This is a genomic window from Bacteroidota bacterium (assembly GCA_016706255.1).
Lineage (GTDB): Bacteria > Bacteroidota > Bacteroidia > Chitinophagales > BACL12 > UBA7236.
In genome coordinates this window covers 199,272-221,204 of the sequence record JADJJZ010000030.1, presented here as the reverse complement: position 1 = coordinate 221,204, position 21,933 = coordinate 199,272, and the positions used below count along the sequence as shown (strand labels likewise).

19 protein-coding genes are annotated in these 21,933 nt (G+C 36.1%); 11 read left to right on the top strand and 8 right to left on the bottom strand.

The genetic code is table 11. The features are described from left to right. Position 1 precedes the first annotated feature (1 nt). The 3 genes from IPI65_23485 to IPI65_23475 all read left to right on the top strand — a co-directional run bounded on the left by IPI65_23485 (position 2) and on the right by IPI65_23475 (position 2,263). Positions 2-781 (top strand): hypothetical protein, encoded by a 780-nt coding sequence (locus IPI65_23485; GenBank protein MBK7444397.1) that lies wholly within the window; start codon positions 2-4, stop codon positions 779-781. 11 nt (positions 782-792) lie between these two features. Next, entirely contained in the window at positions 793-1,218 is a 426-nt protein-coding gene (locus IPI65_23480) for a hypothetical protein (protein MBK7444396.1), read from the top strand. Positions 1,219-1,285: 67 nt separating this feature from the next. Next, the gene (locus tag IPI65_23475) at positions 1,286-2,263 is read left to right on the top strand and encodes a hypothetical protein (GenBank protein ID MBK7444395.1); all 978 of its coding nucleotides are present in this window, start codon (positions 1,286-1,288) and stop codon (positions 2,261-2,263) included. 51 nt (positions 2,264-2,314) lie between these two features. Here IPI65_23475 and IPI65_23470 read toward each other — a convergent pair whose 3' ends face one another. The 3 genes from IPI65_23470 to IPI65_23460 form a co-directional block, all read right to left on the bottom strand. Continuing rightward, positions 2,315-3,130 (bottom strand): SDR family oxidoreductase, encoded by an 816-nt coding sequence (locus IPI65_23470; protein ID MBK7444394.1) that lies wholly within the window; start codon positions 3,128-3,130, stop codon positions 2,315-2,317. 14 nt (positions 3,131-3,144) lie between these two features. Next, a complete protein-coding gene (locus IPI65_23465; GenBank protein MBK7444393.1) occupies positions 3,145-4,098 on the bottom strand; it encodes an NAD-dependent epimerase/dehydratase family protein in 954 nt (317 codons plus the stop codon). Between the two features lie 77 nt (positions 4,099-4,175). Next, positions 4,176-4,784 (bottom strand): hypothetical protein, encoded by a 609-nt coding sequence (locus IPI65_23460; GenBank protein ID MBK7444392.1) that lies wholly within the window; start codon positions 4,782-4,784, stop codon positions 4,176-4,178. Positions 4,785-5,080: 296 nt separating this feature from the next. Between IPI65_23460 and IPI65_23455 the strand changes: the two genes are divergently transcribed. Both IPI65_23455 and IPI65_23450 read left to right on the top strand, forming a co-directional pair. Then, positions 5,081-5,533 (top strand): TlpA family protein disulfide reductase, encoded by a 453-nt coding sequence (locus tag IPI65_23455; protein ID MBK7444391.1) that lies wholly within the window; start codon positions 5,081-5,083, stop codon positions 5,531-5,533. A gap of 114 nt (positions 5,534-5,647) precedes the next feature. Further along, entirely contained in the window at positions 5,648-6,244 is a 597-nt protein-coding gene (locus tag IPI65_23450) for a hypothetical protein (GenBank protein ID MBK7444390.1), read from the top strand. A gap of 23 nt (positions 6,245-6,267) precedes the next feature. Here IPI65_23450 and IPI65_23445 read toward each other — a convergent pair whose 3' ends face one another. Then, on the bottom strand, positions 6,268-8,868 hold the full coding sequence (locus tag IPI65_23445; protein MBK7444389.1) for a lamin tail domain-containing protein: 2,601 nt from the start codon (positions 8,866-8,868) through the stop codon (positions 6,268-6,270). A 246-nt stretch (positions 8,869-9,114) separates the two neighbouring features. Between IPI65_23445 and IPI65_23440 the strand changes: the two genes are divergently transcribed. Both IPI65_23440 and IPI65_23435 read left to right on the top strand, forming a co-directional pair. Next, complete coding sequence (locus IPI65_23440; GenBank protein MBK7444388.1) at positions 9,115-10,116, top strand: aspartate-semialdehyde dehydrogenase; 1,002 nt, start codon at positions 9,115-9,117, stop codon at positions 10,114-10,116. A gap of 42 nt (positions 10,117-10,158) precedes the next feature. Further along, complete coding sequence (locus IPI65_23435; protein ID MBK7444387.1) at positions 10,159-10,809, top strand: YdcF family protein; 651 nt, start codon at positions 10,159-10,161, stop codon at positions 10,807-10,809. Between the two features lie 42 nt (positions 10,810-10,851). Here the strand turns inward: IPI65_23435 and IPI65_23430 are convergent, their stop codons facing one another. Then, positions 10,852-13,296 (bottom strand): carboxypeptidase-like regulatory domain-containing protein, encoded by a 2,445-nt coding sequence (locus IPI65_23430; GenBank protein MBK7444386.1) that lies wholly within the window; start codon positions 13,294-13,296, stop codon positions 10,852-10,854. Between the two features lie 211 nt (positions 13,297-13,507). Beyond that, positions 13,508-14,257, bottom strand: coding sequence for a L,D-transpeptidase family protein (locus IPI65_23425; GenBank protein MBK7444385.1), 750 nt, complete (start codon positions 14,255-14,257; stop codon positions 13,508-13,510). A gap of 112 nt (positions 14,258-14,369) precedes the next feature. Here IPI65_23425 and IPI65_23420 point away from each other — a divergent pair, with 112 nt between their 5' ends. Both IPI65_23420 and IPI65_23415 read left to right on the top strand, forming a co-directional pair. After that, a complete protein-coding gene (locus tag IPI65_23420; protein ID MBK7444384.1) occupies positions 14,370-15,440 on the top strand; it encodes a T9SS type A sorting domain-containing protein in 1,071 nt (356 codons plus the stop codon). After that, positions 15,437-15,868 carry a hypothetical protein gene (locus IPI65_23415; GenBank protein MBK7444383.1) on the top strand — a complete coding sequence of 144 codons (432 nt, stop codon included), beginning with the start codon at positions 15,437-15,439 and terminating at the stop codon, positions 15,866-15,868. The genes IPI65_23420 and IPI65_23415 overlap by 4 nt, the downstream gene beginning before the upstream one ends. Positions 15,869-15,946: 78 nt before the next feature. Here the strand turns inward: IPI65_23415 and IPI65_23410 are convergent, their stop codons facing one another. Then, the gene (locus tag IPI65_23410; protein ID MBK7444382.1) at positions 15,947-16,654 is read right to left on the bottom strand and encodes a YceI family protein; all 708 of its coding nucleotides are present in this window, start codon (positions 16,652-16,654) and stop codon (positions 15,947-15,949) included. Positions 16,655-16,935: 281 nt separating this feature from the next. On the opposite strand from IPI65_23410, the gene IPI65_23405 reads away from it, so the two are divergent. Continuing rightward, entirely contained in the window at positions 16,936-17,718 is a 783-nt protein-coding gene (locus IPI65_23405) for a DUF1295 domain-containing protein (GenBank protein MBK7444381.1), read from the top strand. 50 nt (positions 17,719-17,768) lie between these two features. Here IPI65_23405 and IPI65_23400 read toward each other — a convergent pair whose 3' ends face one another. Next, complete coding sequence (locus tag IPI65_23400) at positions 17,769-20,576, bottom strand: T9SS type A sorting domain-containing protein (protein MBK7444380.1); 2,808 nt, start codon at positions 20,574-20,576, stop codon at positions 17,769-17,771. 226 nt (positions 20,577-20,802) lie between these two features. Between IPI65_23400 and IPI65_23395 the strand changes: the two genes are divergently transcribed. Further along, complete coding sequence (locus IPI65_23395) at positions 20,803-21,933, top strand: YbdK family carboxylate-amine ligase (GenBank protein ID MBK7444379.1); 1,131 nt, start codon at positions 20,803-20,805, stop codon at positions 21,931-21,933.

Sequence of the window (21,933 nt, the reverse complement as noted above, 5' to 3'; positions counted from 1 at the left end):
TATTGCATTTACATTCACAATGCCTGAAGCCCTTACAACCTGGAATTTTATGGCATTTGCACACACTAAAGATTTGCAAAGCGCACAATTATTCGATAAGGTAATTACGCAAAAAGAATTAATGATTCAACCAAATGCGCCGCGCTTTTTAAGAGAAGGTGATGAGTTGGTATTTACTGCAAAAGTGTCGAACCTCACCGAAAATAGTTTAAGCGGAAAAGCAAGTCTCGAATTATTTGATGCATTAACGATGCAGCCAATTGATGCAGCATTTGCAAATACAATTCCGGTAGTAGAATTCACAACTGCCGCAAAAGGTAGCGCCGCGGTGAGCTGGAAATTAAAAATTCCTGAAGGTTATGACGCTATCGTGTATAAAGTAAAAGCCGCATCAGGAACATTTACCGATGGTGAAGAAAATGCATTGCCGGTTTTAAGTAATCGCATTTTAGTTACCGAAGCAATGCCGCTTTGGGTTAGAGGTAATCAGTCGAAAGTATTTTCTTTTGATAAATTAATTAACTCAGGAAAATCATCCACCATCCGCAATCAAAGTTTGACCCTTGAATATACCTCAAACCCTGCATGGTATGCTGTTCAGGCCCTGCCGTATATGATGGAATATCCTTATGAATGTGCAGAACAAGTGTTTAGCAGATATTATTCAAACAGTATTGCTTACCATATCGCAAATTCAGATCCTGAAATAAAACGTGTATTTGATTCATGGAAAAATAATCCTGCATCGCTTACTTCCAATCTTGAAAAAATCAGGAATTAAAAGAATTATTGTTGGAAGAAACACCATGGGTATTGCAGGCACAAGATGAGACCGAACGCAAAAAACGTGTTGCCCTTTTGTTTGATATGAACAGAATGAATAATGAATTACAGTCTGCATTAAACAAATTGGAACAAATGCAATTACCTAATGGCGGTTGGCCATGGTTTAAAGGATATGAGGATGACCGTTATATCACACAATATATTGTTACCGGACTGGCACATCTAAAACAATTAGGAATTGAAGATGCCAACAATAACGATAAATTGAATGGTATGCTTGATAAAGCATTGGTGTATTGCAATAATCGTATGGAAGAGGATTATCGCAATCTCGATAAATATAAAGTAGATAAAGTGAATTATGTTCCGGTAATACCTTACTACAATATTTATATGCAATCAGTTATTTCCCTGAAAATCGTGTTGCGTTAAATAAAGAACAACAGGAAGCAAAAATGTATTTCCTTGGTCAGGTGAAAAATTCTGGAATAAATACAGTTTGTATGAAAAAGGAATGATTGCCTTATTAATGAATCGCAATAACGAAACTGCAACTGCAAATTCCGCTGTTAAATCAATTAAAGAATTTAGTTTGAATAGTGAAGAGATGGGTATGTATTGGAAAGAAAACATTTCCGGATATTACTGGTATCAGGCTCCTGTTGAAACTCAGGCATTAATGATAGAGGTATTTGGAGAAGTTGCTAAAGATGAAACATCCGTGCAGGCATTGCAAGTTTGGTTATTGCGCCAGAAACAAACCACAGACTGGAAAACAACACGTGCCACTGCCGAAGCTTGTTATGCTTTATTATTAAGGGGAGATAATTTATTGAGTAATAAAGAACTGGCTATTATTACAGTTGGTAAATTATTGGTTAAGCCCGAAAGTGTTGAAGCCGGAACCGGTTATTTTAAAACAAACTGGTTGGGAGATGCAGTCCAATCTGATTACGGAAAAGTATCGGTAACACCACCTGCTAAAAACACCTTGAGTTATGGTGCCATGCATTGGCAATATTTTGAAGATATTGATAAAGTAACAGCATCAGACAATAACCTGCAGATTAAAAAACAATTGTTTCTGCAACAAAATACCGCGAGCGGACCGGTAATTAAACCGGTAACCGACAACGTGGAATTACATGTTGGTGATTTAATTAAAGTAAGAATTGAAATTCGTGTTGACAGAAATATGGAATATGTGCACATGAAAGACATGCGCGCCAGTGGGTTTGAACCTGTAAATGTAATGAGTCAATACAAATGGCAAGACGGACTTGGTTATTACGAAGCAACCGGCGATGCCGCTACTAATTTCTTTATCGCTTATTTAAATAAAGGAACCTATGTATTTGAGTATCCGTTGCGTGTTGCACACAGTGGTAATTTCAGTAATGGTATTACTACAATTCAATGTATGTATGCTCCTGAGTTCACCAGCCATAGTGAAGGTATTCGGGTTCAGGTGAAATAAAAAAATAAAAGCGCATTAAGTAATAATCTTAATGCGCTTTTTTATTTATTGTCAATGCAATTCTACTTTTTGTTCTCGCTTTGTATATATCCACATATAAATTGAGTGCAGAAACAGTGGTGTTATTTTATTAATAACATACATCCATTTTCCCAATCCGGAAAAAATCATTTGTTGCTTTTTTTGTTCCAGCATCTTTATCAGTTTATTCGACACAACAGGTAAGGGCATCTGCTTGATATTTTTTCTTGACGGTTGGGGTATCCTATTTCCCGAAGCATTTAAAATTGTTTTTTCTTTGCTGTTTTCAGTAAACCCAAGATAAGCGATTGCAACATGTACATCAGTTTCAGCAAGTTCTATACGCAGCGATTGTACTAAAGCCGATAAGGCCATTTTTGAACAACAATAAGCTGAGTGATTACCTATACCGTGCAATCCCGCAACGCTTCCAATAAATAAAATTGAACCTTTTGATTGAATGATATGCGGCAACGCAAAATGTGTGATGGTTGCTGCACCGATTAAATTTACCTCAACTATTCTTTTAAAAACTGCCGGGTCGGTTGCTTTAAGTGAGCCTTCTGAAGAAATACCGGCATTGTTTATTAATACATCTATTTTCCCATGCAGACAAATGGTGGTATTAATTATTGTTCTGCAATCATCAGTATCAGCAACATCGCCCGCAATTAATGTAATATTTTTTTCAAATTTGATGAGTTCGTTTCGGGTTGACTCCAGGCGTTCGGCGTTAGTGGCATTTAATATTACGACTGCACCTTTTTGTAATAAATGTTCTGCCATCGATTTTCCAATTCCCATGCTGGAACCGGTTATAATCACTACTTTTTTTTCCCAATTCATAGTTATAAATTTTTTCAACAATAACCTTCCTGTTTAAACCATTGAACGCAATCTGAAATAGCTTTATCGATAGGTGTTTGCGGCATCAGTAATTGTTTAACCGCATCGTTGCTGTTGTAATAATATTTTTCACATCCTATTTGAGCCATTTCTAAACTCAGCAGTGGTGCTTTTTTAAATATTGCACCATATAAGCTGCCAGCTGCACCAATTGTTTTCACGAAAAAATCCGGTAGCGGAGAAATGTTTGCGGGTTTACCGGAAATTGCTGCAACCTTTTGTAAAAATTCCTGATAGGTTAAATTCTGATTACCTGCGATATAATATTTGCCTTTTATGCCGATGGCAATTGCGTTGGAGATTGCATTTGCTACATCGTTTACATACACGAAATTTTTTCCGCCCTTGCTGCAAAATTTTAACTGCCCTTTTATTAACGATAAAATCATTTTTCCTGAAGATGGTAATGAGTCATAAGCGCCAACCATATAAGTAGGTAAAATTGCTAGAGCATCTAATGCATTTGTTTCGGCTGCTTGTAATACAAGATTAAGTGCTCTGGTTTTAGAATCAATATAATCTAACATTTTTGTCTGATTATTTGCTGATGCCGATTTAATTGAACTTGCTGTGCCTACATAAATGAATCGTTTTATATTACAAGCCTTTGCAACCGTTATCATATTTTCGGTTCCCGTGGTATTTATTTTACGAATAAAGCTTGATTTTGCCGGCCAAACGCAAGTGTTAGCCGCTGCATGAATAACAATATCGCAGCCCCGCATTGCTGTCATAATAGAATCAACAACAAGTATATCGCCATAATATTTTTCGATATCGAGACCTTGCAGTGTTTTTGATTTTGAAGTTGTTTGTAAAAACACTCTGATAGTATGGCCCTGGCTAATTAACAGTCGTACTAAATTACTGCCCAGTAAGCCATCAGCTCCGGTGATTAGAATTTTCATAAGTAGTTGTGTTGTGGAGATGAATGATTTATTCATCTCCGGGTGTGAGAAGAATTAGGGATATTTTCGGGTAATTGTTAATTGGTAAGTATACCTACTGAAAAACCACAAGTAAGTGCTATTCCAAGTTCGTCAAAACGTAAATATTCATGTTTATAATCGCCACTATAACCTTCTTCAAAAATATTAACACCATAACCTGCGCCAATCCAATAGTCGAGTAATACTCTTTTGCCAACAACTTTTTGTTTGCCTACATTTAATAATAATGCAGTACCTGCATAAGCATCTTTTCCCTGTTCATATTCTGAAGGAGCGATAAAATATACAACAGCAACTTCAGGCTCAAAATATCCTCCCTGAAAATCACTGTATTTTTTTAATCCGTCTGAATAATAATCCGGATTGAAATATAATTTCGCACCTGCTTTTAATGAAACACCCTTGTTATTAATAAAGTCGTCACTCACATTGGGGCCTATTAAACCAACCCCAAGATCGAGTGTAACATTTTTTTGTAAAACCTGATTGTAATTAAATTTGAGTGAGCCGGTAACCGGAGAAAATGGCTGAATGGTTATGGCTCGCTGGTACTGATCAGCAGGGGTTACTTCGTTTGAAGGTGTTTGAGCAAATGTGTTTGCTGAAATAAGGGCGATGATTGCGAATAATTTTAAGTTTTTCATTTGTTATTGTTTTAGTGTTACAAAGGTGCACCTGCCAAAGAGGTGAACACAACGGGGTAATCCCAAATGAGAAACTGGGTTTATCGTTAATTACCATTGAGAGGTTATTGCGTCCCATTTGTTGCAATAATTGCCGGTTTTTTCAGGTTTTATAGGCTTTATTTGCGAAAATCCGTAATTCAACCCATGTTTTTAACCTTTCGGAACTGTATTAGGCCATATCTTCCTTCTGTCACGGCAATCTAACATTTATGTATAAAACCCATAAACTTTCATCAAAACAATACATTTGCAGCATGATTGCAATAAATACTCTTCGACATATCTATCTCCTGATTATTTTATTTTCTATTACAAGTTTATGTGTTGGCCAATCGAACCACATTAAAATTGGCGATACCTTACATCTTGAAAATTACCAACTCACTGCTCTGAATAAAAGTGATTTGCAATCTAGCAAACCCTTGGTAATCGATTTTTGGGCAACCTGGTGCGGACCATGTATTGCCGCATTTCCGCATTTAAATGAAATAACCTCAAAATATGTAAATAATATTCAGGTTATTGTTTTGAGTGATGAAAAACCGGAGCGGGTAAATAATTTTATCAAAAACAATAATTATGCTTTTGATTATTTTATAGATAACAATAAATCGGTTTTCACCTTATTTGAAATTGATGCACGACCACTCACCTGTTTAATAGCTCCAAATGGTGTAATCTATGGGTTGGAGATAGCAAAATCTTGAGCCGTAATTGATGATTATTTACTCAACAATTCCATTAACCCTCAAATTGCAACCGGTGCTTTTGCAGGAAAATATTATAAAACAAACGAAGCGCCTCAACAATCAAACAACTTAATGTTATATCAACTCGGTTATAGTGTTGATCCGGATGATTATTTTGTGGTTTCACAAAAAGGTCCCCGTGTTGATAGTGCCATTAATATTGAATATCGTGCAGTTACGGTTAGTGAATTACTTCAGGACTTGCTCAATTTGCCTGCATTACAATTTAATAATACTGTCGAAAAATTAGATACTATTTATATCGATCTTCTGGCAAAAAGCGAAAACCCGGCTATGACGTATAAAGTGGTTTCAGAAAAAATTAAATCGGATTTAGGATTGATGTTCAATTTTTCTATTGCTACAGAAAAAAAGGAAATCAATTTATATGAATTAAAAGTTGCAGATACAAAAAAGTTAAATCACTATCTCGAACCAATTGAAGGTGGCGGCATGGTTCAAATTATTGGCGACAGTGTTGTTATTATCCGATTGTCGCTCGAGCAAATTGCTTATCTTCTCGAAAAAAAATATAAAACATTTTTTAGTTATAATGGTAATGACATGGGAAAATATTCATTTACTTATAAAAATGTTGCTACAATTGAAGAAATGGAAAAGCAGTTGTTTGAATTAACGGGAATTAAATTCGAAAAGAAATGGCTGTAAAAGAATTTATTACGATACAATAATTACTGTTTCCTAACCAAAGTACATTTCACTTTATATGCTTTTGTATTGCCATTAAGGTCAAATAATTCAGCATAAATAATATAAATACCTGAAGCAATTTCTTCGCCTGCATCATTAACGCCATCCCAGGTTAAAAAACCTTCGCGGCTTAAGGTGAAATTATTGGCCAGTTCTTTCACAAATTTTCCCTGAGCAGAATATATTTTAAAGTTGCCGGTAAAACCCGCTTCTTCGGTATTATAGGTAACTACCAGCAAATCGTGATACCCGTCTCCATCCGGCGAAAATACAGGGTATTCCACATCAACGGAACTGGCTGAGGTATAATTGCCAAATACAGAGTTTTGATATCCCGGCGTGCCATAATGTACATCTGCCGCCGCACTATGCCAGTTGTTTTGGTCCTGCGTGGTGTAGTCGTAATTTACTCTTTCAAGTGAAACACCATTTTGGTCAGACAATAATGCATAATGCCAGTCATCGTAAAAATGTAATCTGTCAATTTCATTTAACGCTAAATCCAATATCGCAACAATACCCTCATTATCGCTGTAATTTGGCATATCCGATGCATCAATAAAATTGCCGGTATCAATTGCTAAATATTGTTGTACTACATTTTCACTATTAGAAGAAATACATAAATAAGCACCGGGAAATAATAACCGTCCTATTGCACTGATATTTGTATATTCATTTACCGAAGTGGTATCAAATAAATCCATTTCTGCAACAATCAGAGTGGACAAATCAATTATTTTATTGGAGCGATTGTAAATTTCAACATAATCAACACTTTCAGAAACGGGATTAAATAAAATTTCATTAATTACAACATCATTCGCTAATGCCGGTTCAGGTAATCCGAATTGAGCTGTATTAAATGCATTAATTAAATTACCACTGCAATCGCTTGCATTAGTAACCGTTAAAGTATACACAATACCATTATTTAAAGGCGACGATAAAACAACACCAACAATAAATGGATTTGCAACATCAAATATTATTTGTGTCGGAATATACTCGCTGCCATCGTTGCCGTTAATTACAAAATCTTCTGCTCCCAAACCTGCTGCAATTAATGCTTCATCAAAAGTTGCAATAACCGTATCAATTGTTAAAGGATAAGCTTCCAGCAAAGCCGGTGGTGTTTCGTCCGGATTGTCGGCTATCACCGAATTTTCTGCACCCGGAGTTCCGCCGGTAGCATTCGTGGATGCGGTCCAGTTATCATCTTCCTGACAAGGATTATTCGTATCTATCATCTCCAAACTCCAGCCCCCGTCTTCTTTTACAGCACTGTCGTACCAGTCGAGTGTGTAATAAGCAGTATGAATTTTAATTGCTTCTGGGCTATATAATTGTAAATCATCACCATCATTATTTAATGAAGGAAATGAAGTAATTCCCAATACATTTGGATAAGCAGTAAATAAATCCGCAACATCTGCATCTACAAGAACAACATAAGCTCCGGCTGTTAAAATATATGTTGGAAATGCATCACTTTCGGTTGTTGCATCCTTCATCACAAATCCGGTTAAATCGATATCTACGTCTGTATTATTATATAATTCAACATATTCGCCCAAAGGCAATCCGATTTGCGGTTCTATGTCTGCAAATATTTCGGTAATTAATACATCATATTCTGATGCCGTGTAAACTGAAAAATTGGTAGTTAAATTATCTGTTGCGTTGCCGACATTATCAGCAACTTCATTAATTGTTAATGTTAAATTAATACCTTCCGGAAAAGATGATAAAAAAGTAAGCAGCACTTTTGAAAAATCTGTAACACCTCTTGTTGCATCTATCGGACTTCCCACGCCGTTGTCAATTACATAATTCGTTTCTGTTTCCGATGAAATTAATTCAACCTGTTCATTAAAAACAATTTCTAACTGTGTGGAAGAAATTACAGTTAATGAAACAATTTCCGGTGCGCTGTTATCTACATAAATCGGGTCGATGGTAATATTGTCGTAATAAAATTTATCGCAACGTGTTGAAGTATATTTTGACCAGATGCCAAAATAATTTCCTCCATTATATTCATCATCAACCGCACTGCCTTCCAAAACATAATCTGTTCCACCGGTTGGGTCAACATACAATTGCCATTCCGCATCATTTGTCCGCACTACTTTAACACCTGCTGTAGGCGAAACCGACATATCTGAAGTACCCTCAATTACAATACTGGCGCTGGCTCCATTAGAACGCCAAAGTTCAACTCTGTCTGAAGTACCATCTTCCCCAATCCGCACAAAATAGCCATAAATATCTCCACTTAAAACAGGTGTATTACTTTGTAAATACACGCGTGTATGGTTCGTGCTGGAGGGGTCAAAATCAAGATCCACAAAAAAAGTCCACACAGTAGAATCCATTGTTGCAACCGGAAAAGTGAGGTAACCGGTTCCACCGAGGTCACAATCACCATTTAATTGTAGCTGCGTTGAAGCGTTTACAACATAGTCGGTATCGGTTCCTGTCCATCCAAGTAAATCACCATCATCGAAATTTTCGACAAATTGTGCCTGTGCCGTACATGCACAGACAAATAAAAAAACGGCTGTCAATATGCTTTTCATGATAAAATAGGACTGAAAAATACGGATTTTTGGCGAAATGCGTAATAAGGAGTGAAAATGTATCTTTATGATTACTTAAAATTTCTGTTATAACCTACAAATATTTCTTTTTACAAAGAACCTTGTTAATTAACTTTTATTTCCCTCAAAATAAAAGTATCGTTTGAGCATTTTATTTTGAAATTTTAACGCATAATTCCGCATTCATACAATCTGCTTTTCCCTTACCTTTGCAAAAAAATAATCATGAGAATTGCCGTTGTTGGCGCTACGGGACTTGTTGGCCAGATGATGCGTCGCGTTTTAGAAGAAAGAAATTTTCCGGTTACCGAGCTTATTGCGGTGGCTACTGAACGTTCTGTTGGCAAAAAGGTAAAGTTTCGTGGTGAGGATGTTGAGGTGGTGAGCATGGAACAGGCACTCGCCCGAAACCCGCAAATAGCGCTGTTTTCGGCGGGCGGGCAAACGAGCCTCGACTGGGCACCAAAATTTGAGGCAATCGGTTGTTGGGTAATTGATAATTCCAGCGCCTGGCGTATGAATGAAAAATGTGCTCTCATTGTACCCGAAATAAATGGTGATGCAATTGCTGATTACAATAGTAAAATTATCGCCAACCCAAATTGTTCTACCATTCAAATGGTTTTGGCGTTGAGTTTATTACATAAAAAATATACCATCAAACGTATTGTTGTTTCAACTTACCAGTCGGTATCGGGTAGTGGCGCAAAAGGGATCATGCAATTACATACCGAACGCAGCAGCAATTGTCGCGTTGCAGAAAATCCTGCTTATCCGCATCAAATCGATAAAAATGTTATTCCTCAGGTGGATGTGTTTTTAGAAAATGGTTTTAGCAAGGAAGAAATGAAAATGCATTTTGAAACACAAAAAATATTGCGCGATAATCATATTCAGGTTTCGGCAACAACCGTTCGTGTTCCGGTAAGTGGTGGACATAGCGAAAGTGTAAATGTTGAATTTGAAAATGAATTTGATTTGGAAACAATCAATCAACTTTTAACAGAAACGGAAGGTGTTGTTGTGCAGGATGATTTGGCAAATTCTGTGTACCCAATGCCTTTGGATGCCGAAGGTAAAGATGACGTGTTTGTTGGCCGCATTCGCCGCGATTATACCCAGCCCAAAACCCTCAATTGCTGGATTGTAGCCGATAACTTGCGAAAAGGCGCCGCTACCAATGCCGTTCAAATTGCACAATATCTGGTGGCTCATAAATTGGTATAATTTTGTTTTTAGATTTACGTTATAGATAAAACATTTCCCACATTGAAAAAACTATTCAAAAAATTATTTATCATCGGTTTTGTTGGTTGTTTAACCGGCGGTTTAATTATTTTATTAATTAATCGCTCTGTAAATAATGCTTCAGAAGGAAAAATATTTCGTGATGTAAATAAAATTCCCGCTAACGATGTCGCTGTTGTTTTAGGCACTTCGCGATGGCTGCAAAATGGATATGAAAATAATTATTTCACCTATCGTATCAATGCCGCTGCAGAATTATATCTCAACAAAAAAGTGAAAAAAATTTTAGTGAGTGGCGACAATGGTACCACTTCTTACAACGAACCTTATGAAATGTTTGATGCGCTGGTAGAAAAAGGCGTAAATCCAAACGATATAGTTTTAGATTACGCCGGCTTCCGCACATTCGACAGTATGATACGTGCTAATAAAGTTTTTGGATTAAATAATTTTATTGTTGTTTCTCAGGATTGGCATTGTGCCCGCGCTATTTACATTGCAAAAGCAAATGATATCACTGTAACGGGTTACGCGGCAAAAGATCCCTACGCATCCAATAAAACGCAATTAAGAGAATATCCCGCAAGAGTAAGTGCGTTTTTAGATTGTTATGTTTTAAAAACACATCCTAAATATTTAGGTGAGCCGATTAATGTAGTTGCTGGGTTATAAAATCATTTTTTTTATTGAGCTAAGATATTGATGCGCATAAAATCAAATATCTAAACTCACACCAACGCGAACACCAAAATTTGGGGCGAGGGGATTGTTGCGGTAGGTTAAACGCCAAATAGCATCTACGCGAATTAATTTGAAAATATTTTCTACACCAATGCCTGCTTCCATGTATGGATTTGGAGAAGGAGCAGTGTTGCCGATGTAAAATGGTTCGGTGTTTTTTAAATAATCGTTTGCAATGCGGTTGCTTTCACTTAATGTGCCATATACCATTTTAAATGTTGCTACCTCGCGCAATTTTAATTTTTGTATCAGCGGAATTTTATTCAGGAAAAAGCCATGAAAACTATGTGTTAAAAATAATTCTGCATAATTATCCATCACAAACTCATATTCATTCATCAGGTTAAAATTACCGTGATTCATAAAATAGGTTTCGTTTCCGGGCGGACTTTCCAGCAATAATGTTGGTAAGGTGCCAAATACTTTTCCCGCTTTTATCGAATAGGTGGTGGAGCCAAAACTGCCTAGTAAAAAATAATCTTCAAGTGTTAATTCAATAGATTTATAATTAAAATCGCTGCCACCAAAATCGGGAATACCCATTTTATAATGAAATGTAAAAACAGGATAATTAGTACCTAAACTATAACGTCGGTAATTATCGAATAAAAACTTTTCGCGATAGGCAAAACGAAATCCTAAATCAAGTTCCGCATTATTAATATCTGTAACCAACGAATCTTTTTGATTGTAATAATAAATATCAAACAGCGGATGCATTTTTACACTCGTAAAGGTGATGGAATTAGAAATTCCCCAAATCCAGTCTTTTTCATAATGCGCTCTGAATTTTTCGTGGTCAATTATTTTTTGTGGGGTATCTCTTCTGCGATATAATCCCGACAAAATATTATCCTCTCCAAACGTAACACCTTCGTTGCTGCTTACATCAAGGTCGTTTTCGTACGAAAATTTAAATTGTTGCCATGGCTTTTTATTTAATACCACACTAAAATCGCCACCGTATTTAAAAGCATTATCTTTTATACCATAAGCCAGGTAACCACCTAAAGCAATGCGTTTGCTGATTAAATCACCTGTTTTAACACCAAGTCTTAATCGCAATCCTTCCACCTCATCGCTACTCACCATATTTGCAAACGGGCCGATGCGCACATATCCCAAATTCCAATAGCCATACATTAATGTATTATATACATCAACTATGGTGTTAAAACTTTTGATGTTTTGCAGACTGTCCACCATTTGGTAAACACCGTGTTCATTTTTATTTAGTTCTTCCGGTCGCACTGAAGCCCAAAATGCTTCATCATTATTTATTACACTATCGCTGTAAACAATATCATCACGCAGCTTAACAACTTCTTCAAACACATCCGGTTTTATGGTATACTCCTTATAACTGGTCGATTTTCTAACAATTACACTTGCGGAATTCTGCAGCGGTAAAAATTCACCCAAAATTCTATCTTGCTTTAATACCCAATGTGCATCATCCAATTTTTCATATTCCTGATAAAAAACTGCACGTTTGTAATAATTAATATTTGCTGCACTGTCTAAACTCATAAACACTTCCTTCACCGCAAAATCATCATCTGCAATCCACATATATCCTTCAAAAACATTTTCCTGTTTTTGTCGAGGCGTAAATTCAATTTTATAACACCAGTAATTATCTATAAAAGCAGAATCGGTTAATTCCACACGATAAAAAAAGTTCCAGGCGTCGCTAACAGGCGGAACAAAATTTTTATTGATGATAAACCAGTAATTATTATAAATATTATACTGCTCGTAATAATTACCTAATATTTGAGAAGCACTGGCATTGTTAATTCCCGACGTGCGACTGGCAACTATTACTTCTTTTTTTGTTTTCGGATTTTTCCGGTAATATAAATCGCTGAGTGTTTCTGTAAAGAAAAACGGCAGGTAATTTGTTTCGTCGTTGGTAGTATCAATATGGTCTAGCAGTACATTGTAGGGCGAGGTTTTTCTTTTTTCTGAAGTTGTATCGTCTCCCAAAATAATATTACCCAAATCGAGCTCTATTTTAGTATATGCTCTTACTTTGTATCCGTCAATATTGTGGTAATCATTATCTTTTTTATGCTCAATCACTTTTTTCATGAGCACTTTCGCCGGATCTTCACGTGGTTTAATTACCACTTCATCCAAATTAAAATCTTCAGGAATTAAATAAACAGAAAATGTTTGGTTCGGTGCATCAGTGAGTAAAACTACTTCTGTTTTAAATCCCACATAAGAAACAAGTAGTGTGTCGTTGGTGTTTTTTGTCTGAATAAAAAAACGCCCGTCCTCATCGGTATTGGTTCCGGTTGTGGTATTTTTTATCTGAACAGTGGCATAAACAATCGGCTCATTCGATTTTTTATCGTAAACATGGCCAACCAGCGTAATGGTTTGCGCAAAAACAAACGCAGGTAAAAACATTGACAAAAGTATTGTCAATAATAAAACGTGAAATTTTTTACCTTCTGAAAACATTTTAAGGGTGCTCTGTACCTGGGTTTAAAAATAGCACAAAAATCCTTTATCCCCCTTCACGATGTCACAAAATCGGTTGTTTTGATGCGGTTTTATTTGAATTATGTAAGAATGAATAAGAATTATGTCACTTTCCCAGGCAGTTTTTCAATATTTCTCAATTAGATTGTAATTGAATAGACGCAGGTAATTGAATTAACCTCGGTTGTGCACTTCTGTTTAGCCAGTTTATCAATGTTAGCATATCTTTTTTCGCCATGGCCGTACAACCGCTTGTAGGCGTATTTTCATCTTTATAAATATGTAAAAAAATACATGAGCCATTACCTGCAATTTGTGGGTTGGTATTATAATTTACCCAAACGCCATACTCATACTGCAGGTCGTCGCGCAGCATGTGTTCAAAACTGTGATAATCTTTATCGGTAATGGTAGAATCGTTTATTAAGAGATTATAATATTTCGAGTTAATATCATCTACACATAAATCGTTTTCATCAACCTGTATAAATGGCATATTTAAGTTGTCGGTTTGATGATAGCTAAATATTTTATCCAACGAAAAAACGCCCGCCGGTGAACAACCATCACCTTCTTTTTTTATCGGCCCTGCTAATTGGTTTTTCAGACTACTTGTGTTATCCCATGCCATTCCGTTTCGGCCGACCAAAATATTAAATTCATTTACCCGATTCCAACCCTTGGCCGTTTTTTCCCACAATTGCATTTTCCCGTGTATTTCATGCCAGTCTGCTGTTTGAACCACAATTATTTGTGTCGATTCCGGAGCAAGTGCAGTAAAGCTGGGTGACGTTTCATCCATTTTAGTTGATTCCGTTTGGTGGGAAGTATTTTTACAGCCCAGCATTAAAATCATGGTGCTGATATAGAGTATCCTGTAAAACATTTTGCAAGTTATGGATAAGCCTCCAAACATACAAAAGACAAGCCTGTGCAGCCCCAAACCGCAACCGGACGCCGCGAACCATAATTTCCTATCTTTGTGCTAATTCTATCCAATGAAAAAAATATCTTTATATCTGTTGGCTTTAATTGCATGTGGAACACTGCATGCACAAACCCCAATTGTTTTAGATGATAACGATTTTGCCGGTGAAGGTGAATCGTATAATACTGTAAATGCAAATCCGGTAATTATTTTCGACGGTACCGAAACCGGAGCAGATTATAACTGGGATTTTACTGACCTGACAACACTTTCGGAAAGCGTTACCAACTTTGTGGACCCAAGCGATACCGATCCGCTGTATTTCTTTTTATGGCTGGCATCAGATGTTGCGCAACAAACTACTGCCGATATTGTAAACGATTTTATTACAATTGAAGACATTTTCAATTTTTATAAATTAGATAACAGCGAATTTTCGATGACCGGTTTCGCCGGAACTATTGCAGGTGTTCCTTTTCCAATTTTATATAACGACCCTGAAATAATTTATGAATTTCCATCAGCTTACAACGATGTAACTACTTCCGAATCAGGTTTTGATATTTCTGTTCCCGGTTTTGGCGGATGGAATGAACATCGCTACCGCACCAATGAAAATGACGGTTGGGGTTCATTAACAACACCGGTTGGCACTTACGATGTATTGCGCACGCGTTCTGAAATTGCCATTGTTGATACGTTTACCTACGACATATTTGTAATTCCTTTTGCTTACACCAGTTACGAATATCGTTGGATGGCAAAAAGTAATGGTATGCCCATTTTACAAATTAATTCACAGGCAATTTTAGGCACAGAAACAATAACGCAGGTAAATTATAAAGTTGGCGAAGTGGTTGATGGTATTGTTAACCAAAACAACGCAACAACAGATTTAACTGTTGCCCCAAATCCGGCTGAAAATACGGTAAACATTAGCTTTACAGCCACTGCTGCACATGCTTATACATTATTAATTACAGATATAAACGGTAAAAATATTAATGAAAAAAACATTACTGCATTAGATGGTAACAATAGTATTCGCACCGATTTACAATCGTTAACGGCAGGAACTTATTTTATTACTTTGACAGACAACGGCAAATTTGTTGCTACGCAAAAAATTATTAAACAATGAAAAAAAATGTAATCCTTTTATTTTTAATTGTAAGCGTAATTAGTGCCTGCAAAGAAATAAATAAATCTTCAACACCAATTAATGAAAGTTCAGTATCCGGTGTATGGAAGGCAAAAGAGTTTGAAAGTACCATTCCTGATATTCCTGAAGAATATCTTGAAGCGGGAAAAAAAGAATTTTTATCTTCTGTTTATACATTAAATCAGGATAATACTTTAGAGGTACGCAGCGATTATTTTCGTGAAGGCGCAAGAGGCCATTGGGAATTGGATGTTGAAAAAAAAGAGCTTTCCATGTTTTATGAAATGGATACCATTAAAGGTGTTGAAACCTATAATATACTAGAGCTTTCATCTAAAGCCATGACCTTGCGACAGGAGATGACGGAGGTAAATGCCTATGTCCAAATTACGCTGGAAAAACAGTAATAAGTTACAACGTTAATAAAAACAGAAATGCCGGAAAACTTGCATTTCCCGGCATTTGAAAAACAACCACTACTCTGTTTATTTTAAAGCTGTGGGTTCAGCTGCATTTGCTTTTAATGATATTCCAAACCAAATCATGTCCTGAATTAAATCATCAGGCATACCCGGATAAGTAATATTCCAAAGTTTTCTGTCGATATTAAATTTAGCAACAGCTTCAACACCGGAATTGTTCACCGTAATTTTTGCCGGGAATTCAATATTTTTTGTAACGTCTTTTATTTTAAGGTTTCCACTCACTAAAAAGTTAGGATCAGCAACAGTGTATTCACTTATTTCTGATTGATCACCACCTGTTGCAGTTGTTCCGGTAAATGGTTTTACGCCTGTAATTTCAAATGATGCTTCAGGATATGCAGCTACATCAAAAAAGTCCGGTGATGTTAAATGACCGGTTAATTTACCATTTGTTGTTGCATCATCTTTTACTGAAACTAATGTTGGCATGTCAATTACAAATTTGCCGCCGGCTACTACACCGTCTTTCAATTGTAAATCACCGCTTTTAATGTTTACAGTACCGCTGTGGTAAGTAGATAATTTTGTTCCTATCCACTCCAATTTACTTTCGGTAGTGCTGATGGCAACGGTAGCCGCGCCTTCTGTCATAGAAACTTCTTTTGCGTCGCCTGTTTTGGCTTCATCGCTGTCAGGTGCATTTTTGCACGCTGTGAATGTTAATGCTATTGCACCAACAAGAGTCAGAATTGTTGTTTTTTTCATCATTTTTTTAATTTTATATGTATATACATATATCTCTTAAAACCGCAAAATTTTCAAAAAGTTCAGTTTTGGGATAAAAAAATAGTTTCTTTAGCCCGAAACCCAATAATATTAAGGGTTCCGGAATTTGTTAAAATGAGACTGTTGTATTGGGTCTTTCCACTAAAAACCGCTTTTTTATTAAAATTCTCTCCTTTAAGATAGAATTATAAGACTAATTACAAATGCCATCTGCTAAAACCCTTTCCTATTAAAAGTGTTATATTTCATCAAAACTTACCGTTATGGGTCAAATTTTACTTGTTTCTGCATGCTTAATTGTTGTTTTTATGACGGCCGTGTGGTTGTTTAGTTTGTATAAACAGGACATGAGTGTGGTGGATGGTTTTTGGGGACTTGGTTTTTTGGCTGTAGCGCATCATTGGTTTTTCAGACTCGAGGATATAGAACCGAGGCAATTTGTTATTGTATATCTGGTTACCTTATGGGGTTTGCGGTTAGCCATTTACATTTTTTACCGCAATCGAGGAAAAGGTGAAGATCCACGTTATGTTGCCTTTAGAAACGACTGGAAAGAAAAAACATGGTATATCAGTTACTATAAAGTTTTTTTACTGCAAGGGTTTTTACAATTTGTTATTCTGCTGCCGGTATTATTTGTGATGTACTCGGGAGAAGGGAAATTAAATGTTATAAATATTGCAGGTATTATTATCTGGCTAATTGGATGGATTTTTGAAACGGCTGCAGATTACCAAATGTTGAAATTCAAAAAGAATCCGGCAAACAAAGGCAAGGTAATGGATAAGGGTTTATGGTATTTTAGTCGCCACCCGAATTATTTTGGTGAAGTTTGCGTATGGTGGGGAATATTTTTAATTAGCCTGAACGGTGCGTTAATTACTTACATCGGAATTTTATCACCGATACTCATCACGTATATGTTATTAAAAGTCAGCGGTATCACCATGCTGGAAAAACGTTATGAAGGCAACGATGCTTATTCGGTTTATAAAAGAACTACCAGTCCGTTTTTTCCATGGTTCAGAAAAAAAGATGCGATTTAAAAACCACTTTTTAGTTGTGATTTTTAAATCGCAAAATATTTTCTTTCGATTTACTGTTTAATTATTTTTCCCATAAACACACCGTCTGCAGTGTTTATTTTAACCAGATAAATGCCATTTTCAGCCGCAGCACCATTCGTGTTTGCGCTATTCCAGGTATAATTAAATGGTCCCGGTTGCAGGTTAACAATAGTTGTAGAAAAAACTAATGCACCCGACATATTAAATATTTCAATTTGTGCAGCACCGGCATTTTGTATCTCGGCTGAAAAATTAAATATATCTGATGAAGGGTTTGGCGCAATTGTTAATTCATGTTGTAAGGCAGACTGAATATCTTCAATACTGATAATAATATCAGGCGTATTTAATTTAACATCGGTATATAAACGATATTCACCCGGCAACAATGAAATAGGTGCATTAATATCGGCAACATTTAATGTATCACCTGAAAAATATTCATACCAAAAACCGGTATGTTGAAAATTAGGTGCTACAGTACCATTATTAACATCAAAATTTCCAATAACGGTTACATTCATCGCATCGTTATTCAAATTAATGCGTTTGCCAAAGCCGCCCACGTTTAATGCAAAGTTTGTTGTGCTGAAAGCAGGATATGTAGTTTTTAATTTAATTAACTCGCTCCATACCTGATTAATTCTTAAGCGCGCAGCTACATCGTAATAATTCCATAAAATTGGTTTGTTACAAACGCGACAAGGATTATCGATGCTGATATCATATCCCAATTCACCAAACTGCCACATCATTTTAGGCCCCGGAATCGGGAAGAAAAATGCGCCGGCAAGCTCCATACGCGATAATGCGATTGGTAAATATTTTACATTATAATCGGGGTTTGTTGAATTACCATAAGTAATATTTTTAAACATCAGTCGCTCCTCATCATGGCTTTCCATATAACCCATTACGTGTGGGTCGGCCCAGCCTCTGGCAACATAACTCATCCAGTTAACATCTGAACCACTATAACCCATTGTTCCCTGCGCATAATTGTAATTGGAATTTCCCCATAACATAAAACCGTAATCACTCAATACTTCTTCTTCACTATTTACTGCAAAATGTTCCAGAATTAAAATCGGGTCGCTGTCTACTGCATAAATATTATCTGAAATATCTTTCCAGATGGCAATTCTTGATGCATCATATTCTCCCCAATAACCAACATCACCTAATGAATTTGTTTGCGTATATCCTTTCGATAAATCAAAACGATATCCGTCAACATTATATTCCTGAATCCAATATTGAAAAATAATATTGCGCATATTGCGTGTTGCATTACTTTCATGATTAAAATCGTAACCGACATTATAATCATGTGTTGGTATCTGATTAAAATAAGGCGAATTAGCTGCAGGTGTTCCGGCAACGCCATCCCACCACATTTGCACTAATGGGCTTTGGCCAAATGCATGGTTCATGGCAATATCTAAAATAACCGCAATGCCATTGGCGTGACAAGAGTCAACAAATATTTTAAATGCTTCGCGCGTGCCGTAATATTTATCTAAAGCAATAAAAAAACTTGGATTATAACCCCAGCTTTCATTGCCTTCAAATTCCATAACCGGCATTAATTCGATTGCATTAATACCTAAATTTTTTAAATAAGATAATGTGTCAACTAAGGTCTGATAATTTCTTGCTGCAACAAAATCGCGAACCAGTAATTCATAAACTACTAAATCTTCATCAGCCGGTGGTGTAAATTCCGGAATTGCCCATGTATACTCAGTTTGCGCTGTTTGAAAAACAGATACAATACCGGAGGCTTTGCCTGTTGGATAATCAATTAAACCCGGATACGTTGCTTCAGAAATATAACTGTCGTTCCAGGGATCCAGCACTTTTTCTGCGAGTGGGTCGGCAACCCATAATGTACCATCTATAAAATATTGGTAAGGATATTCTTTACCCGCATCTAACCCCGTAAGCGTAACCCACCAAGTTGCATTATCCGGATCAAGATGCATAAACGATGATTCCTGCAACATCCAGTTACTGTGTTCGCCTACAGCAAAAATATATTGTTTATAAGGTGCATATAAAACTAATGTAACCGAATTATCATCGATATAATTAATTCCCTGATGTAAACCTGCGGGAACCGCTGCAATATCAGGATCACCAATTACATAAAAATAAGTTGAATCTTCTTTTACATCGCCTGCACCTTTCGCAACAACGCGAATTTCAGATAATCCATAATCAGTAGCAGAAAGGTCATATACAATTGAAGTTAAATCTGTACCAACAGCTTCAACACCATTTATATATAAATATAAACTATCAGAAAAAACAGATTCCGCTGTTATATGCACATTATCTCCGTAATTAACAATTAACGGGTCTGTATCCGGTGAAGAAATGGCAACATTTAATCCGTCTTCATAAACATTTACAAAAATATCTGAACCATCAGTATCTCTTCCAACAACATCTCCTGTTGTTGTTCTAAAAACAAATGCCATTTGTAAAATAGTATCATCTACAGTTGCGCCATAAAAATCTAATATGCTTGTATAATTAATCTGGTATAAATTATCACCTATCTCAGTCATTAACACTTCCGGGTCTGCTGTTCCCCAAACGCCCTGGGTATATTGCCAGTCGGTGGGCGAAACACTTTCTGTGGTAATCAGTCCGGTATGCGCGTAAATTGGGCCCGGAACATCGGCTAAAGCGCCATTTCCTTGTGTTGCGTCAAAAATTATGGTAACCGGCTCATCTACAGTCGGGAATACCGGAATGGTTGTAACTACCTGAGCGTTAGCTAATTGTGCAATTAACAATAAGCCCCAAAATTGAGTATATCTACTGAACATAAGGTAAAAATACTATCAAAGTATCAAATATTGGTATATGCGTTTAAAAAAACATTTATTCATACAAATACACGAAAACGCATACATTCAGCTAAAAAAATCAAAAAATGAATTTGTTTTTTTCCGTTAATATTTCTTAATAAGTTCATTTTTGCTTTTTGTTTAATTAAATTTGAATAAATGACAAATGTGAAAACTAAATTTAATAACATAAATATTTTTACAAATGAATTTAATTTATAAAAATAATGAGCGTTCGTTAACATTAGGTGTAGAAATGGAATTACAATTAATTGATGCCGATACACTACGTTTAACACCCAAAGCATCTGAATTTTTAACTGCAATAAAAAGTGATAAGCTTACAAAAGAAATGTTTAAAAGCACTTTAGAAATTATTACAGGTGTTTGCAATAATGTGCATGAAGTTATTGATGATTTTAATGATACACTTGTAGAAGTAAAAAAATTTGCTGAAATAAATAATATTCGATTTGCCGGAACGGGAACAAATCCTGTTGCAAATTATAATAATCGATTAATTAGTAGTGGCGACCGGTATAATGAATTAGTTGATAAAAACCAGTGGTTGATTAAAAGAATGGCCGTATATGGTTTACACGTACACATTGGAATGAAAAGCGGCGAAGATTGTATGCGCTTTAATCAATTTTTTTTACGCTTTGTTCCGCATTTAATTGCATTTAGTGCCAGCTCACCATTTTGGCGCAATGTTGATACCGGATTAGCAGCCTCACGACCAACTATGTACGAAGCACATCCAACAAGCGGTATTCCTTATTTATCTAAAAATTGGGATGATTTTGAACGAGTATATCATTCAATGAAAGCTACAGGTTCTATTAATTCTATTAAAGATATTTGGTGGGACATTCGTCCGAGCCCTGCTTATGGCACAATTGAGTTGCGCATGTGTGATGGCCCGGCTACTATGATGGAACTTGAAAGTCTCGTTGCATTTATCCATTTACTTGCACATTGGTTTGAAGAAAATGGAGAATCTTATTTCAAAGAATTTGCTCCAATACCTGATCGCTGGATTATTCGTGAAAATAAATGGCGTGCCATTCGTTATGGACTTGATGCAGAAATTATAGATCCTGATTCACTTGAAGTAAAACCAATTGTGGAAACCTTACTGCTTTGGATAGAAAAATTATCGCCACAAATAAAAAAATTACGCTATGAAAAGCAAATCGAAAATTTTATAGCTGTATTAAAATACGGAAACAGCAGTGCCCGTCAGCGAAAGGTTGCTTCAAACAGTAATTCATTATTAGAATTGGTTGAACATAATATTTCCGAATGGGAACTCGGTAAACCAATCTGGAATTAA